Consider the following 17,785-nt stretch of genomic DNA (forward strand, 5'->3'; position numbering starts at 1 on the left):
ATGTCAGTCGCTTTACCCGCAAAGCACCGCACAGCCTGCCGGGTCAAGCGCAATCAGGCCCGCCAGAAGCTGGTCCATCTCTGGCTGAAGCCGTGACTTATCGGTTTCACTGCGGGCGGCTTTCATGCGCAGCAGTCGGAGGCGGCGTGATTTCACTTCAAACAACAGCGCTGGCGTCCACTGAGTGAGGGTGATGGCCTGTGCTGCACCGTCAAGCTCACCCAGCAGATGCAGCGCCAGTTCATTCTTACCCTTCTGCTCCGCCACACGTGCCATCAGCAGACGCACCAACCATTTGTCTTTTGTGGTGTCGGTGCCCGGGCGCGTTTGCAGCCAGTGGAGTGTGGCATCCAGACCATCCGTGTCCGCTTTCTCCAGCGCTTCCGGCTCGAGGGCCAGAATATCGTTGTCCGTCTCACTGACAGCAGTGACCGGCTCATCCCGCCAGCCGGACATCTCGTCCAGCACGTTCTGGTGTATCCAGTTCAGCGTGACCTCATCAGCAAAGGGTGTGCCGTCATTGAAGGCCAGCGTTTCAAGTCCGGGAAGGCGCCGCAGCAGCCCTTTCAGGTCAGCGATAATGATATCGGCCAGCACATCCTGGCCTGATTTAATCAGGGCCTGATGGATGTACCACTGCAAATCCAGCCAGAGATGATTGGCGCCACGCGAGAAAGTACTGTCCGCTTGTTCCAATATCTCCAGCCAGCTCTGTTGCAAATACAGCCGTTTGAGCATTGCCCGCTGGTCAGCCCGCGGCGGTTCGATGCGCGTTTTCCCTTCGGCATCCGGTGCCGGGATCGCTCTCAGCGTGTCGTGACGCAGACTTTTCATCAGTCGGTGTGCGGCAAGCCAGCCATCGGGTTGCTCACGTAGATATCCCGTCAGGGTTCGGGCCTGAGCCAGCAAATCCTGACCTGACGTGATGTGGCTCAGCACTGGCGCGTCCTGCTCTGCCGCGTGAGATGCCCACTGCGCGCGTGTTTTACTGCTGGCGTTCTGGGGTATTACCGCATCCACGCCACCGGCTTTCATCAGGCGGGAACCCAGCGCGCTGTACAGGGCATTCAGATCTGGACGTGACGCTTCAGGCTCAGTTTCAAGACTGTCTCGGATGAGAAGCAACGCTCCGGTCGTACGCTGGGCATCGTCGCGTACCACTTCTGGCCAGAGTAACAGGCTGTCAAGTAGACGAGAGCCTGCGAGCCACTCCAGCGCCGGTTTACGGCTTCGCTCACGCTGAGGATGGAGCTGTGTTCCATATTGGGTTAGTAATCCCGCCAGTAGCTCAAGCCCTTCAGCAAACCCGGTTTCACCGTCCTGGTGCAAGCGCGCCCAACAATAGTAAGTAGCAACCCGGACATCTTTGGCCACAGTGTTCAACACCTTTTCAGCCAGTTGGCAAATCAGCCCGGTATCAATACTGGAAAGTTTATTGACCTCCTCCCGGATACGCTGGAAATCATCGTCATAACCCGGGTCTTCTCCTGTAGGACTGTTCTCACTGATCGGGGTAAGCCAGCGCTGCCAGCTTTCGGAATGTGACTGCGCCTGCTGTCGCAGCAGGGTTTCATCTGCCTGGCAGGCAACAACCAGATTCTGCAAAGCGTCCATTATTCGACTCCGTCCATGTCACTGTTTTCTGTATTGGTCATCAGCGCCTGCGCCATAGCCGCGCTATCTACGCTAAATATTTGATCTGGCAGCGTGAAGCCCCGCAGTGCCAGTAACGCCAGCGGCCCACTGCCCAGTTGTGAACGCAGTACCCACTGTAGGGTACGACCATCCGGCGCGGTAAAACTCATCATCCACTGACTGCGGTCAAGCTGCTCTCGTTTACTCTCATCCAGCCAGCGAATAAAGCCCCAGGTTCCGCTGTAATCACCAAACAGACGTGCACCCGCATTGACGGTGGTCCATGTCAGCATGGTTCCGGGCTTGTAGGTGTCACCAGGCCAGCGGAAGCTCTGCCAGTCTGCCATCTGGTTGAAGTAGTGCAGCTTTTGTCCATCAATAGTCAGTTGCGTTTCTACCACCTGCGGTACCGGACGCGCCTGTAGTTCAAAGCTGATGCCCTGACTGCCGTCGGTAAATAAGATATCCGACAGCTGGCTGAGCTGATTAATCGCCCGCAGGAAGGCTGGGTTAAAGTTCAGTCCCTGGCTGTTGACTTTATCAGTTACCCACTGGCTGCCCTCCTTGTGCAGCACACCGCCGAGTTCCGTGGTCAGGAAGCGCTCAATGCGTCCGCTGTCCTTACGCACAAACTCAGCCAGCATTGGCAGAGAGGAATCACTCATGCTGACAGCAAATGGGAAACGTCCGTCAAATGCCGTATGCCAGTTCGCCACCACGGAACGACTCCATTTATCATTCAGGCTCGCTGCCGATGGCTGAAGCACAGTTTCCCAGGCCTGGGTCAGCGGCTGCACAAACATGGTGCTGCCAAAACCACTCCACTCTTCGCCCAGGCTTGCAGCAATCAGGCTGCCGTACTGCTGGGTGTCGGTCAGGTCCACGCTTTTGCCCTGGAATACGGTCTGCGCCAGGCTCTGCATCATTTCCTGAGGGTCAGAGGCGCTGGCGACCTGTTGCAGACGCAGACGCACACGGGTGATACGGGTAAGATACGTTTGCAGGCTCAGTGAATTGTCAGCCGACATAACGTTGCTGCCGTTGTTTTTACCCATAAGTGTTAGCAACGGTCCAAAGGTTTCATCCAGTGGGCCCTGCGGGCCTGAGGCTGACTGGTCAATTACCGGTTTGTCCTTCCCGCCTACCAGGTCTTTAGCCGATTTGATGATGGAGTCCGACAGGCCTTCACTCTTCTGGCCGGCCTGCCCCTGCCAGGCGAGGGTGTTCATCAGGGCAATCAGCGGTGACTGGCGAACATCACTCATCAGCGTCAGCTGGTCAGTGACGTCTGCAATATTGTTTGCCGGATTAAGTTGCAGGCTGTTGAGGAAGCTCAGCCAGCTACCGGCAAAGTCGGTGAAGTAGCGTTCCGTCAGACGTGCTTTCAGTGCTTCCGGCGACAGGTCTGAGGAAACGGTTTTCCGGCTGTCGCTCAGTACCCAGTCGATTTCATCGCGGCGGGAGTTTGCCGCTTTCTCAATGGCCTGCTGAATCCCTCCCTCCCAGGCCTGACGGGTGAACATGCCCGGCACCACCTCATCGGTGGTAAACAGGCGACGGGCATCGGTACCGCCAGTCATGTCCTCCAGAGACACATCGGCAAAGTTACGACGTACGGATTTGAGCATGTTCTCGTACAGCGTACTTTCCGCGTTGCGCCGTCCTATCTGCTGCAACAACACCTGGCGGCTCTGGCTGACCAGTTGCGCATCCGGCGTGATTTTCCACTGTGGCTGCGCTGGCAGTTCGGTGATGTAGAAGGCCCACAAATCCGGTGACAGGCTTTGCCACAGGCCAGCTGAGATACCTAAACGCGTCGGCTGCACGGTTTTCATGGTTTGCGCGTAGAATGCACCATCAGCTTTATCCGGACGGGACATCATTAGCCAGGCTTTCAGCTGGTCATAACCCGGTTTCGCCATCTGTGTCCGCTGGTCGCTGTTGGGTGCCGAATTGACCAGCGCAATGAGCTTCTGCTTAAGCGCTTCATTTGCCGGATCACGTATCAGACGGTTGTTCGCCACCCCGTACCAGGGCAGCATTGCGTCAAGCAATTGCTGATCATGGTTAAGACCAAAGCGCTGATACCATGGCGCGCCGTCCTGAATATGGTGCAGCAGGCGACCGGCATCATTACGCAAAGCATGCAGGGCCGTCAGCTGGTAATCCGATACAGAAGGGTGCTCAACCAGAGCATGAGCCTGCTGTGCAACAGAAACTATTTGTGACCGGTTGACCGCAAACGACAGCAGCATCCCTCCCCCCCAGACACTGATGATGGCCATCAGTGCCCAGGCCAGCGCTCGTTCCCACGGCATACCGACACGACGGCCACGTACGCGGGTACAGTCGTCAACAATACCCTGCCAGGTTGCTGGCAGAGTCAGGGCATGACGCTGTGATCCATAATTCTCAGCATCGGCTGTTCCCGCTGACATTCCGGCAGGTTTCTTCTCCGACAGGCTGAACATCAGACCACGCAGCGGGACGCGCTGCTGAGAAACAAAGAACCATGGCTGCAACTGCTGAGCCCAGCGGGCAATAGCACCGTCGTTCAGGTGCTGGCTCAGGCGCAGCAGGAAGTCGTGGCTGCTGTTTTCCGCGACCTGACTCATCCCCTGCGCCCGCAGGGCCAGCAGCATCAGTTCCAGCTGGCGGATCACATCATCTTCTTTTGCGCGTGGTGGAAAGCTTGCGCCTACCGCCTGCTCAGGACGCGTACCCTGCGACCAGTGACTGCTGCACAGTTGCCACAGCCAGACCGGAGCGGAATAACGCAGCAGTTCGCTGATTTTTTCCAGGCCGCGTAAATCGTTGTCACTGATTTGTGGGGTCAGATTAAGTGACTCAGGCAGTACACGGACAATCCCGTCCAGCGGACGCCCGCGGCGCAGTTTACGCAGCGCGATGTATTTTTCGCGGTCAGGCTCCGATGCCAGGCTGCCACCGTAAATCAGCACTGTGCGGTTGCCTTCAAGCCACTGCTGCTGTTGCAGGCCAGGTACCAGTTGCTCAATCGCGGCTTCATCGCCGGTGATCAACAGCAGGCGGATCTTGTTTTGCCACAAGAAGCTATAGCGTCGGCGTAAATGAGCTTTTACAGGATCCTTTTTACTGGACTTTTTATAGTTATTAAGAACATTAGCTGTGACGGACTTCCCTCCCGCGATATGCTGAAAGCGATACTCTTTTTGATGGAACCACACACCGAAGTTCATCAACATCAGGAACACAGAAATTAAAAACATGCATAAGAACCAAAGGCTCACTTTTTCTTTTGAGGATACCCATCCAAAGATATCCCCATAGTAGTAACATCCTATAAAAGTCAGCACACCAAAGATAATGAGACAGGATACAAGGCCAATCACTCTCCATTTTGCCGAGGTGTTCAATTTAATGCTCCTTGCTATTATCAAATGGCTTAATGACATTTAAAAGGTATTCATCACCAACGCCAGTGACCATTAAAACCGGCTCATTATTTTTTTCTGATATGAAAAGTGCCAGAGTAAACACCAACCAAAAATGGTGCTCATTTAAATTACCCAGCATCAAATTTAAATGCATTATCTCACACTCCCATTCAACATTCATAGATAAAGATGAGAGTCTTAATATCCCCGAAACTTCTGAAGCTTCCTCTGCACTCATATTGCTAAAAAGTACTCTTGTCGTTTTAAGAATATCTGACTGGTAAGTCATCATGTGGATGACCTCTTGTTTGGTGAGATTTTTGTTGCATACCATTGGTCGCAAAGCCACACCATTATTGTCTTTTTCAGGTGGTTGCCCTTGATGAGTCACCAGCAATATTGAAGCGAACTCTGTTGAGTCAGGGGGGTATTTTACAAAAGTTTCAATGTTTGCAGATATTATTATTGACACCCGATTTTTTGAGATGTTGGATAATGTATCAAATCCCTGTCCTAATGCTTTACTCCAACAGTAATAATTACGCAAGCAATTTTCATCAAACCCGATCGCAGCCCAACACTCTTGAAATATTGAGAAAGTAATATAATTACTATCATAGGTAAATATAACATCAAATATACATGATTCACTCAACCGTAACAGCCTTGTTCTGACAGACGACAACAGTTCGTAAATCAATTGTTCTTCAGTATATAAATCATCGTTATGGCCCCGTAGTTTCAATCGCTGGTTATTATATATTTCAACCGAATGAGACATTGCTATATCGGTTTGCGATATTGCAGAAGGGAGAAATAGTTTATAAGCGGAAACATAAAACTTTTTACTTGCCCATTCAGTCCAGTCTTTCCTGACCAATGCTGCTTCGCGCTCTCTTGCTTCGAATGCCGACAAACACAAACCATGGTAATAGATTCTAACGGAAATTATGACAGAAAAAGCTAGGGGCACCGAAAAAAACAACAGGGTAAGCAATTTCAAAAGCTCTTCATCTTCAGCAGGCAAAATAATTTTAGCCCCAACCCAACTAACCACCACAATCAACAAAATACTTATGAAAGAAAAAAACCATTTACTCCATTTAATTCCAGGAATTTTATCGACTGGAGGGATTATTTGCACAGGCCAATTCATATCATTCTCCATCATTGTTAACAGCACATTTTCTTTAAGAGAAAAAACTTCTTAACATGCCATACTGTCAATTATGGATTTAATATCTGAGTATGACTGAAGGTCTTTACTGCGATTACTAAATAAGACCTTCTTAAATACCTCATCCTGATAAAATAGCCGCTGCGCGCTCAACACATCAAGCCCAAAATCAATAACATCCTTATCGGATGTTGAGAAAGTTGAATAATAATAATCCAGCGCAGGAAGCAATAATCCCATAACATCACGCTCACTAAATTTATGCGGCATTCTCATTTTCCGATATGCTCGCAAAATATAATTAACAACTAAAATTCGGCCCATTTCTAATGCATTTTGCTCTGTTAATCCAAGTGAGTAGTTTAATTTTTTTTTGCATTTACCATCACCATTCACCACCTGAGCTATTCCGCCTCCATCAATATAAGACCATGTATTAATATTGCTTAATAGCTGTTGTTTTTGCCATTTATCTAGCGCATACATTAACAAACCAAATACTGATGGGTCGTAATAGCGAAGTAATATATTACCAACTGATTGAATCGACTGTACGGCGGACAAAGCGACCTGTTCAGCAAGCTGCTCCCCAGTTAAATCCGTCGAAATCCACGCACAGACGCTGCGCCCTTCCCCGGACTCAAGTTTTTCTATTTTCAACTCATTCAATGAATGGTAAATACTATTCTTAAACAATTGACCATCTCTCTCGCTGGAGGCACTAAGAGGGAAAAGGTAAAGTGGTAAAGCCCCCTGAAGTTCTTCCTGGCGGAATGTAACAGGATAAGATTTATATTCTCTAAGAATACCGGGCAAAAAAAGTTCTGAATGATACTGTTCTAAAGATGCATCTATCAGCAGAAAACATTTCCCATTTTTCCCAAAAGCAGCATTGGTAATTTCTTCATGTATATCGTTAAAAAATTTATCATCCATAATCAACCCTGCCAGAATAATATTAGAAACACATTTCAATTAATTTGTATTTATGATTTTCATAAAACATCATTATCTTATTCATATTTAGCCGCTCCCCCTCTCAGTAGCGATAACAATTTTCTCCTGAATAGGTAAATTTCAAACTTGGGCATGCTGGCTTACCTTGTTTCCTGTCGGGGGTAACCAAAATAACACTGTCTTTTTCTGTCTAGTAGTAAAACCAGCCTTCATCTGAATAAATGAATTTCCCACTGGGACAGGCAGGTTTACTTTTATCACCCGGCTCATACCACTTCCCATTATCTTTTAGTTGTTGCTCACTTTTTTTTGTAATTTTATTGAGATTGATTGTTGCAACTCTTCTCATCCCCAGCAACTGAAATATCTCCTCCGCCAGTTTGCAGCGTGTTGGAGCACAGGCTTTATAAGCAAAGAATGCAATTAATCCTGAAAGACCCACTCCCCCCAACAATGCTATAACATACAACCAAAAGTATGTGGTGATAAATGACTCAAGGCCCTTCCAGGTATCTTCAATCACTTCACTCAGAACTCCCGCAAAAAGCACCGAGAAGAAAAAAATCCCCGTGAGAATAAACATGTTTTTAATCCGCCACAGCATATGCGCAATATGCCCCATATCACATTTCGGACATACAGACACTATCCGCTCTTCCGGTAACGCAATGGCATAGACTTCATAATGATCATGCTGCCACTCAACAATCATGTCCACATTATCGCCAGTCTGAAGTCGGGTGATGCCCACCCAGCCGCGAAATGGTCTGCCATTAATATCTCCCTGCACATATTCCGCCGAATCATTTGATGATTCGCTCTCAGCCATAATGGCAGCCCCGACGCCAGGACTCCCTGCGACTATCGCGGCGGCGGCGGCAGCTCCGCGCTGGCCATCTGATATCTCCGGCAACGTGCTGGTCCGGTAGGCATCTGCATCAAAATACTCCCGAAAATAATCGCTACGGAAAGACTGCAGTTTCCCTGATATTTTCTCCAGAGGACCATAAGGCGGCAATACCGGCGGCGGCGGAAGCTCACGTGTCCACGGCCTGCCGTTCATCACCTCAATCTCTCGCTTTGTACGCAGGTCTGCTAATTTTTCTGGCTTAACAAAACGGGAACATATCTGATATTGCTCTTCTGAATTCATGAAATATCCTTTATCGCCCCTTCTAGGGCTTTATTCTGGTCTGCCACACTGCGGTTGAACGGTGCTGTTCCAGATACGCATTTCCTGCACCATATCTGAAGCTCGTCGTCCGATATCCAGGTCACAACCACCTGTAACAAAGTTATCGCCACCATCACTGCCCAGGCCAGCAAAATCGCCAGAGATCTGACTCCAAAATATATTTCCACCGTTTATTTTTCAGCAATTAATTCCACACCAGAAGCATTCCACGACTAATAACACTAGCGAAAGTAGCTTGTTTCACTGCCGATTTAGTAGTAAAACCAGCCTTCATCTGAATAAATGAATCTCCCGCTGGGACAGGCAGGTTTGCTTTTATCACTCGGCTCATACCACTTCCCATTATCTTTTAGTTGTTGCTCACGTTTTTTTGTTATTTTATTGAGATTGATTGTTGCAACACGCCTCATCCGCAGCAACTGAAATATCTCCTCCGCCAGTTTGCAGCGTGTTGGCGCACAGGCTTTATATGCAAAGAATGCAATCAACCCCGAAATTACAGAGGACACCACAAAAGCCATTACCAGGAAAAGATAAAACCTCTCAAATAAAGAGACACCATTTGGATTTCCTTTTGAGATAGAGATAAATACACATACAGAAACAAAAGCCACCATCAATATGGTGATTAGAATGAACATATTTTTAATGCGCCACAGCATATGCGCAATATGCCCCATATCACATTTCGGACATACTGACACTATCCGCTCTTCCGGTAACGCAATGGCATAGACCTCATAATGGTCATGCTGCCACTCAACAATCATGTCCACATCATCGCCAGTCTGAAGCCGGGTGACACCCACCCAGCCGCGAAACGGCTGGCCATTAATCATCCCCTGCACATATTCCGCCGAATCATTCGAAGACTCGCTTTCAGCCATCATTACAGCCCCGACACCCGGGCTCCCTGCAACTATCGCTGCAGCGGCGGCAGCTCCGCGCTGGCCATCTGATATCTCCGGCAACGTGCTGGTCCGGTAGGCAACTGCATCAAAATACTCCCGAAAATATTCGCTACGGAAAGACTGCAGTTTCCCTGATTTTTTCTCCAGAGGACCATAAGGCGGCAATACCGGCGGCGGCGGAAGCTCACGTGTCCACGGCCTGCCGTTCATCATCTCAATCTCTCGCTTTGTACGCAGGTCTGCTAATTTTTCTGGCTCAACAAAACGGGAGCATATCTGATGCTGCTCTTTTGAATTCATGAAATATCCTTTATCGCCCCTTCCAAGGCTTTATTCTGGTCTGCCACACTGCGGTTGAACGGTGCTGTTCCAAATACACATTTCCTGCACCATATCTGAAGCTCATCGTCCGATATCCAGGTCACAACCACCTGTAACAAAGTTATCGCTACCATCACTTCCCAGGTCATCAGTACTGCAAGTATTCGGATCCCTAAAATTTCCCAAGCCAAAAAACCTGTAATTTTCCCAGCTACTTTTTTAACTATCGGTTGACTAAACTGTTCCAGCAGAAGACCGACTGATTTTGTGACTGCCAGGACATCAACTGTTGTTTTAATAAGCAATACAGAGGAAAGTAAAAAACGATTGCTTTGCAACTCTTCGTAAGTACTTGCACCATCAGCAAACACCGAAATTAAAGACGCAGTTCCACCCGCTGCCGCCCCAACCCCCTTGACCCAGGCCACCGTAAGCTCACGCGCTTCCAGACCTTTTTCTATTGCCGGCAAAATAACCGACGTCCCCTGACTCACCATCGCCAGCCCGCTGGCCAGCAGGCTCGCCAGCGGCTTCTTCTCATCCCTTACCTGTCCGCACAGGTAGATAAAATCCATCGCATTCAGCACCAGCAACAGACTGTTTATTCCCGCCAGCCGATATTCGGCCTTGCCCTTTTCTGATGCAAAGTGCTCTTCCAGCCTGCTGCTCATTCTCTGTTTAATCTCGGCGACTTCATTCCCGCTCGCCATAAAACGTCCGCTGCGCCGTATACCTGCCAGCACCGTCTGACGTAACACCGGGGCATCTTTCAGATACGCATTCACTAACGAGTGAACTTTTTCTGAAGGTATTCCCGCCCTTATCATAAATATCAGCCTGAACGCCGTGGTCGCCAGCTTCTCGCCTGTCTTATCCACCCGCAGAATTCGGCTTACCCTGTCTCCCACCGTGACGATAAACGCATCCGTGTTGAAGAGCTGTACTTCCAGTTTGCTGGCATTTTCCCTCAGCCCCTTCACGACACTGTTCATCGATTTCTGGTAATATCCCTCCAGCTTTTTCATATTGCTGACCTGCTGCATCAGGGCTGCCGTCATGGCGGTCGCCGTCAGAGGCGTCACGTCCTCGTCCTTTTTCCCTTTCACCGTCGCCAGATACGGCTCCAGCTCACTGATTAGCTGCGGGTTATTGGCCGCCACATGCCGCCACAGCAGATTCCCGCGATTTTTAGTGCTGTACTCATTCCACCAGCCGTCTATCTTTGCCGCCCCTGCCGGACAGCTGTTGATCCCGTGCATGGACATCCCCACCGCTGACTGGTAGAACAGCCCTGCCCGCTGTGCCTCGCAGTGGAAATCATCCAGCGTTGCCAGCAGTACCGGTGCACTGAGCCAGTTCACCACGCTGACGATACGCTTCTGGAAGATAGCATTAACCGAATCAACCAGGCTCGTGTAGCAGGTATCAAAGTTCGCCTGTCGGGTTGCGTTGAGCTTTTTCTGATAGGGAGCCCAGCTCCGGGCCCGGACTCCACTGAAATCCTGCGAGGGTTCAGGCAGATTTAACGCCAGTTCCTTATCGACCTGAGCCTGTATCGCGGCAACCCGTCGCTGGTGAGCAGCCAGCGGTTCGGGTGGACTCATCAGCACACTCTCCGGGTATGATGCCGTCACGTTCTGCGCATGCCAATTTCTCACTAACCTGTCATCAGCCCTGATTTGTGCCAGCACATCAGGCTTACCCTGATACCTTTTCTCAAGCGCCTGCAGACGCGAATCCAGATATTCGTCTGTCAGCATGGGACCATCAGTTCTTCGTCTCCGCATCGCGTCCTCCAGAGATTCGGCATTGCTTTCCAGCAGCGTTCTGACTGCATCGAGGTTTGTTTTGGTGGCGAACTCAAGCTCACGCTCCTGCAGGAACTGCGCCTGGCGCCCCAGCACATCTTGGCTCCAGCCGTTAAGCTCATGAACAATCCCCACCGGATCCCAGAGTGGAAGCAGCAACGGCGTCATCCCCTCACTTCGGTTTTCCATGGCCGTGACCGTCGCGGCTGCCATGCCACTGCGGTTTTTTGCCCACGGATACAGACTGGACTGCAGTTTCACCACATCATTATTGACCCGCCAGGGATCATCCACTGTCGGATCCCAGAGTGACGATGCACGGCTGATGTTTACCACTTTCGCCTCATCCGGACCAGGCAGAAGACCAGAAACAGAAGGCACCTTATAGTCCAGTACCTGATTCAGGCTTGCCCCGGTAACGTCGGTCCCTGTTTTTGTGCGCTGAGCTCCCGCCACCGAAGGCATCACTTTCTGCATTCTCTCACTGCGCTCTTCTGGCCTGATGCGATACCGATCGAGCGTTTCCTGCTCCCACGGATACTGACTGAACGCAAACCACACATTGCCGCACTTATCCGGGGATTCAATGCTCATGAACTCGACGTTTTGCGCGATATGCTCGCCCGTTTCGCACAGCGCTTTATCCACCGGTACAGGATTAGACGCCACCTGTTGCAGCCACAGTGAGCCGTCTGGCGCAACGCTGTAGCACTGCCAGTAATTGATGCCATGTTTTCCTTTTTCATAAAAAACGTAAAGGTAGCCCTGGCGAAGCGCGCGGAGTGTGTACTTTTCATTACTGGCGAGCGTTACCCCTGTTATGCGCGCATCATTCGCCCATCCCGGTAAACTGGCATTAATATTTTCTGGCACAACAGCATAGCGCACGGGCAGTACTGTCAGGCCTTTCGTTGTGCATAACCCCTGGCATGCCATATTCACATCCTTTTTTTAATTAAGCCTGTAAATAAAAAATTCTTATTTAGCCAGTGAAAAAATTAGAGCCTGCGATCACTTTATGGCCGGGACATAGACAAAGCACACGGTCCTGATCCTGTACCAGAAGTATGCCATTACTGACGATACCAATTGCAGTGGCCAGGATGGGAAATGTTCCCTTACAGACAGTACAGATGGCTTTGTCATTATTTTGTGCCACCTGTTTTCCATCACTAAAATAATTCGCAGTTGCAGAAATTATTTTCCCATTACTCGTCCTGTCACCTAAAACGGCTAATTTTGTAGTCATCTTTTTCCTCAAGTATTAGCTAAGCATCACCACAGCCCCTTGCTGTTGGGCTGCAGAAATTACCCCAGGTTTGCAGCCAGAAGGTAGCGAAAGCGTTGAATTTAACGTCGCCGCAGACTGCTGTTGAACCGCAATACATTTCAACGTGACGTTTTTGCCAGTACCAACTTCAACCCCCGCATCACTTAACCGTATAAATGTCCCCCCACAAACCAAAAGGATTTCTTTTTTGGCTGATATGACAACGCTGTTGTCTGAACTGGCGACCGAAAGCTTTTCTTTAGCAAATAAATTCAGCGCGTCCGACTGTGCCTGAATATCTACTTTGCCCTCCGAGGCATACATTTTTATTCCCAGTTTGTGTGCAAATAAGCTCAGAATATCGCCCACCGCCAGAGTTAATTTTTTGGCAATGCTAATGTCTGCATGTTGACCAGCAGTAACAATTAGATTTTCCCCCGCCGAAACTTGTACGCTCGCGGGGGTGACCTGCGCAATTCCTGAAGGGGCAGACAGAAGTAATGCTTGCTGCTTAAGATCGCTAAGCGTCTGATTCATTAATGTTGTTTGTTTCTCAAGATCGGCTAATTCCGCCTGGGCTGCTTGAGCAGCGTGACGTAATCCAGAAGTCACCTCTCTGGCAGCGTCAAGTTCTTTGAGCGCAGCTTGCATTTCACGCTGCAGTCCTTGCGCTTTCGCCTGCCCGTCCGCCGAGATGAATAGTCCTTTCTGCGCCCGGATGGCACCCCAGCTGTCGGTTCTGAGTTCAAAACCCTCCCCCCGCTGTTGTTTTTCGCTGTCGACCAGATGGCCGAGGTTCAGCTGGCTCTTGCCGCCGTACTCTGTGCTGACCTTGATATGCTCTTTTCCGCGTTCATCATCCAGGCGAATTTTGTTGTTCGCCGGGGTCCGCAGGACGTTGCGTTTGTAGTTCCGGATGGTAACGTGGTCGCCGTGCGCCGAGTCGTGCAGCACACCGGCAATGTACGGCCGGTCCGGGTTGCCGTCCTCAAAACCAATCGCCACCTCGGTGCCTGCCAGCAGCGGCAGGTGCAGGCCGTAGGTGTCCCCCGCATACGGGCGGGACTGACGGACCCACAGGCTCTCGAACCCCGTCTCCCAGTTCTCACGGTCAAACAGCATATTGACGCGGTAGCGACCGTCCTTGTCGATATGCCCGTAGGTGTCATTTTCGGTGGTGCTGGTGACGCGGGCCGGTAAGGTGCCGGCCATCAACGGGCGGCGGCCTGGCGCCGGGCGGAAGCAAAAGTCCGCACTGTCCGGGATACCGTCAAACCTGACGCAAAAGTCTGCATCACGCCGGGCATGGCTGTGCATCGCCGTGACCACCACGCCCTGGGTAAACACCTCCGCCACTTCGTACCCGCCGGTGACTTTCAGCCGCATACCCGGTGAAAGGGCCGGGCAGCTGGTGAAAGCAACGGTCTGCGTCTGGCCATTCAGGTAGCGCTCATGACGGATGCGGGCGTAAAACGCCCCGGACTCCGCTGCCGGGTTGCGGTCATACGCGCTGCCCGGCGTCAGGTAGTTATCCGCCCAGTGGTAGGCATCACCGTACGTGGTGGTATCCCCGCCGGTCGCGTCAACCCGGTTGTTCATGTCCTCCGTGGCCTGACGGTAGTTGTAATCGCGGGTGCTGACCTCCTTCTGGACCACCTTATGACGGCTCTCCATATCCCACACCGCGTCCACACCCTGCGAGTGCTGCCCTGACGGCGGTACCGACGGCAGCGTCAGGCCTTTCTCATACCCCTGCTGGCTGTCGTAAAACTCCACCACGTCAATGTTGAGGCGCGTGTCGGTGGTGAAGCGGAACCAGATACCGACCTCACCCAGCAGGCGGGTAATAAAGTGCAGGTCGTCCTCAGCGTACTGCATCACCTGCTCACGGCGTGGATACTCTTTACTCAGTGAGAACAGGAAGTCCTGGCCGCGCATGCCGTGACGTTCGCGCAGGATTTTTTCCACGATTTGCGGAACCGACATGTCCTGGTAAATCGCGTTCTGGTGCGAGCGGTCGAGCAGCGCCAGACGCGGCTCAAGCGTCAGGGCGTAGCGGGTTTCATCTTTTGACGTGCTGAGGCGTTCAAAACCGGTCACCACGCCCTGAATCACCCGCACCGGCTGCTGTATTTTGATACCGTAACCCTGGTCTACCGGGGCCTGTAGCGTCAGTGAACCGGGCTTCATCAGCATCATCTCTTTGCTGATGGCATGGTCCGCGCTGGTGAATTCAGTACGGTAGCTGAACGGCGTGCTCAGGGCTTCATCGCCCTCAAATGCCAGCACATCAAGCCCTGCATCGCAGCCCTTCACCGAAAGCAGGTGATGGCTGTGGCTGAATCGTAAGGGAAGATTACTGCTCATGCATGCTCACCTTCTGTCCGGTCAAACTCGAGCACCATGCCCTCTTCCTCATCCCAGCCAAGCGTCAGGGTATGCGGCTTATGCCCCGCAGCCATCTGGCTCAGCAGCTGCTGGCTCAGGACCGGCAAAATCTGCTGGTTCAGCAGGCTGTCAACATTGCGAGCCCCGGTGTCCGGCAGCAGGCAGGCATCGGTCAGCGCGTCGTACAGGCTTTCGCTGATATGGGTAGTTATTCCGTAGTGACGGTTGAGGCGTCTGCTCACCTGATTCAGCTTCATCCCCACAATGGTACGCATCGCTGCCTGTGCCAGCGGACGGTAAATCACCGTCTGGAAGCGCGCCAGCAGTGCGGGCTGGAAGTGGTCCCGCAGGACAGGACGCAGCAGTTCATGCAGGTCCGGCTCTGTCGCCTCCGGTTGTTCCTCCAGCATCTGCATGATGAGGTCGCTGCCGAGGTTCGAGGTCATCAGAATCACCGTGTTACGGAAGTCAATTTCCCGCCCCTCGCCGTCGCGCATGAAGCCCCGGTCAAACACCTGGTAGAACAGGTTCATCACGTCCCGGTGTGCCTTTTCCACTTCATCCAGCAACACCACGCTGTACGGACGCTTACGGACGGCTTCGGTCAGAATGCCGCCCTGACCGTAACCCACGTAGCCCGGCGGTGAGCCCTTGAGCTGCGAGACGGTGTGTGGCTCCTGGTATTCCGAGAGGTTGATGGTGATAAGGGACTTCTCGCCGCCGAACAGTTCATCGGCCAGCGCCAGGGCGGTTTCGGTCTTGCCTGTGCCGCTCGGCCCCACAAGCAGGAACACGCCCTGCGGGCCGTTCTCCGGCGCCAGACCGGTTTTGCTGGCGCGCAGGCGCTGCGCAATGGCATTCAGTGCGCTGTCCTGGCCGACAACGCGTTTCGCCAGACTGTGTTCAAGGCTCAGCAGTTCCGTCTGCTCGTCCTTCATCAGGGAAGAGAGCGGTACGCCCGTCCAGTCGGCGATAACGGTGGCGACGGTACGCGCGTCCACATCCAGCCCCAGCAGCGGGGTATTCTGCTGCACGGCAGTAAGCTGCATCTGAAGGTCCGCAATCTCTCCCTGGCGGGAGATATCCGTGCGGCAGGCAAGCAGTTCTTCCGTGAGTTTCAGCTCCTGGCCGTACCGGGTTTCCCGTTCATCGAGCTGCAAAATGATGCCGACTTCTTCCTCTCCGATGGCGGCCAGACGTTCGCCGTGGGCGGTATTGCCCACCGCGATATCCTCCAGCAGCGCCTGTTTCTCCATGGCAAGTGCCGTGAGCTGCGCCTTCATCCTGGTCAGTGGCTCCGGCACCGTATCGAGGCTCATGCGGACACGGGCCGAAGCGGTGTCCAGCAGGTCAACCGCCTTGTCCGGCAGCTGGCGTCCGGTCAGATAGCGTCTGGAGAGCGTGACGGCCGCCCTGACCGCCTCATCGGTAATATGCACACCGTGGTGCTGCGCGTAACGTGGCTTGAGTCCCCGCAGCATCAGGCACGCGGTGTCGTCGTCCGGCTCGTCAACTTTCACCATCTGGAAACGACGCTCCAGCGCGGCGTCGCGCTCAAAGTACTGCTTGTATTCGCTCCAGGTGGTGGCGGCGATGGTTCTGAGCTCACCGCGGGCGAGCGCCGGTTTCAGCAGGTTGGCCGCATCGGCGCCCCCCGCCTGGTTGCCCGCACCGATAATGGTGTGCGCCTCGTCAATGAAGAGCAGAACCGGCAGGGGTGACTGCTGCACCGCGTCGATGATGTTTTTCAGGCGCTGTTCAAACTCACCCTTCACGCCTGCACCCGCCTGTAACAGGCCGAGGTCAAGGGTGCGTACCGAGACCGGCTTCAGCGCGTCCGGCACATTGCCTTCGGCGATGCGCAGCGCCAGTCCTTCCACGAGCGCGGTCTTGCCGACTCCCGGTTCGCCCACCAGAATCGGGTTGTTCTTGCGGCGCCGGGAAAGAATGTCCACCATCTGGCGGATTTCATTGTCGCGGCCATAGACCGGGTCGATTCTGCCCTCACGGGCGCGGGCGGTGACGTCGAGGGTGAACCTGTCCAGCGCATTCTGTAACGCCGGGTTCAGCTCTCCTTTTATATCCGCATTCACCGGACGGCCGACAAACTCCACCTCATCGCCCTGCGTAAGCTCCGCTTCCTGCTGCACCTCCGGGCGTTCATCCGACTGCGCATCCAGAAGCCCCCGCAGGCGCTCAAGCTGGCTCTGCGCCAGCGTCAGCAGCGGCCACAGGCCGTCGCAGCGCACCAGTTTCGGTTTGTCCACCAGGGCCATCAGGAGGTGAATGCTGCGGATGTGCTCTTCCCCCGACAGCGAGGCGTGCAGCCAGGCCTCCTGCATCAGAGCCCGGACACTGTCCGACAGCTGCGGACGGCTGCGCACCGAACGTGGCAGGCTGTCCAGAAAACCCAGCATATCCTGCCATATCGTATCCATATCCCATTCGTAGCGCCGCGCCAGCACCGTCAGGTCGCCCTCACCCTGCTCCAGCAGCTTCAGCAACCAGTGCTCGGGCAGGATTTCCGCATGGGCGCGGGTCTGGCACAGGGAAGCGGCCCCTTCCATCGCGCGGGCACAGTAAGGGTTAAGACGGCGTAACAGGATGGCGGGATTTTCCATGAGACTCTCTCTTTATCAGTTCCGGACACGCTACCGCCCGTCGCTGTTCCCTGTTATTCAGGAACCCAAAGCGCATCAGGTCGGGC

The 17,785-nt window shown here is 52.8% G+C and carries 10 protein-coding genes; all 10 read right to left on the minus strand.

The window, feature by feature from the left end; translation table 11 throughout:
- Window positions 1–12: 12 nt before the first annotated feature.
- Window positions 13–1,614, minus strand: a complete 1,602-nt coding sequence (gene tssA, locus INF86_RS14580) for a type VI secretion system protein TssA (RefSeq protein WP_063147262.1) — start codon at window positions 1,612–1,614, stop codon at window positions 13–15.
- On the minus strand, window positions 1,614–5,069 hold the full coding sequence (locus tag INF86_RS14585) for an ImcF-related family protein (protein WP_311017562.1): 3,456 nt from the start codon (window positions 5,067–5,069) through the stop codon (window positions 1,614–1,616). The genes tssA and INF86_RS14585 overlap by 1 nt, the downstream gene beginning before the upstream one ends.
- Window positions 5,032–6,207 carry a hypothetical protein gene (locus tag INF86_RS14590; RefSeq protein ID WP_063147260.1) on the minus strand — a complete coding sequence of 392 codons (1,176 nt, stop codon included), beginning with the start codon at window positions 6,205–6,207 and terminating at the stop codon, window positions 5,032–5,034. The genes INF86_RS14585 and INF86_RS14590 overlap by 38 nt, the downstream gene beginning before the upstream one ends.
- A gap of 51 nt (window positions 6,208–6,258) precedes the next feature.
- The gene (locus INF86_RS14595; protein WP_063147259.1) at window positions 6,259–7,164 is read right to left on the minus strand and encodes a DUF4123 domain-containing protein; all 906 of its coding nucleotides are present in this window, start codon (window positions 7,162–7,164) and stop codon (window positions 6,259–6,261) included.
- A gap of 211 nt (window positions 7,165–7,375) precedes the next feature.
- Complete coding sequence (locus INF86_RS14600) at window positions 7,376–8,338, minus strand: putative type VI secretion system effector (protein WP_063147258.1); 963 nt, start codon at window positions 8,336–8,338, stop codon at window positions 7,376–7,378.
- Window positions 8,339–8,631: 293 nt separating this feature from the next.
- Window positions 8,632–9,591, minus strand: coding sequence for a putative type VI secretion system effector (locus INF86_RS14605; RefSeq protein ID WP_193543655.1), 960 nt, complete (start codon window positions 9,589–9,591; stop codon window positions 8,632–8,634).
- Window positions 9,588–12,356, minus strand: a complete 2,769-nt coding sequence (locus INF86_RS14610) for a T6SS effector BTH_I2691 family protein (RefSeq protein WP_193543656.1) — start codon at window positions 12,354–12,356, stop codon at window positions 9,588–9,590. The genes INF86_RS14605 and INF86_RS14610 overlap by 4 nt, the downstream gene beginning before the upstream one ends.
- 46 nt (window positions 12,357–12,402) lie before the next feature.
- Window positions 12,403–12,669 (minus strand): PAAR domain-containing protein, encoded by a 267-nt coding sequence (locus INF86_RS14615; protein WP_022648278.1) that lies wholly within the window; start codon window positions 12,667–12,669, stop codon window positions 12,403–12,405.
- Window positions 12,670–12,684: 15 nt separating this feature from the next.
- Window positions 12,685–15,057: a type VI secretion system Vgr family protein gene (locus INF86_RS14620; RefSeq protein ID WP_154051327.1), complete on the minus strand. Its 2,373-nt coding sequence runs from the start codon at window positions 15,055–15,057 to the stop codon at window positions 12,685–12,687.
- Window positions 15,054–17,699 (minus strand): type VI secretion system ATPase TssH, encoded by a 2,646-nt coding sequence (gene tssH, locus INF86_RS14625; RefSeq protein WP_193543657.1) that lies wholly within the window; start codon window positions 17,697–17,699, stop codon window positions 15,054–15,056. The genes INF86_RS14620 and tssH overlap by 4 nt, the downstream gene beginning before the upstream one ends.
- Between the last annotated feature and the right edge of the window lie 86 nt (window positions 17,700–17,785).

Source organism: Enterobacter cloacae complex sp. I1M, from assembly GCF_014982425.1.
In the GTDB taxonomy this organism is placed as follows: domain Bacteria; phylum Pseudomonadota; class Gammaproteobacteria; order Enterobacterales; family Enterobacteriaceae; genus Enterobacter; species Enterobacter intestinihominis.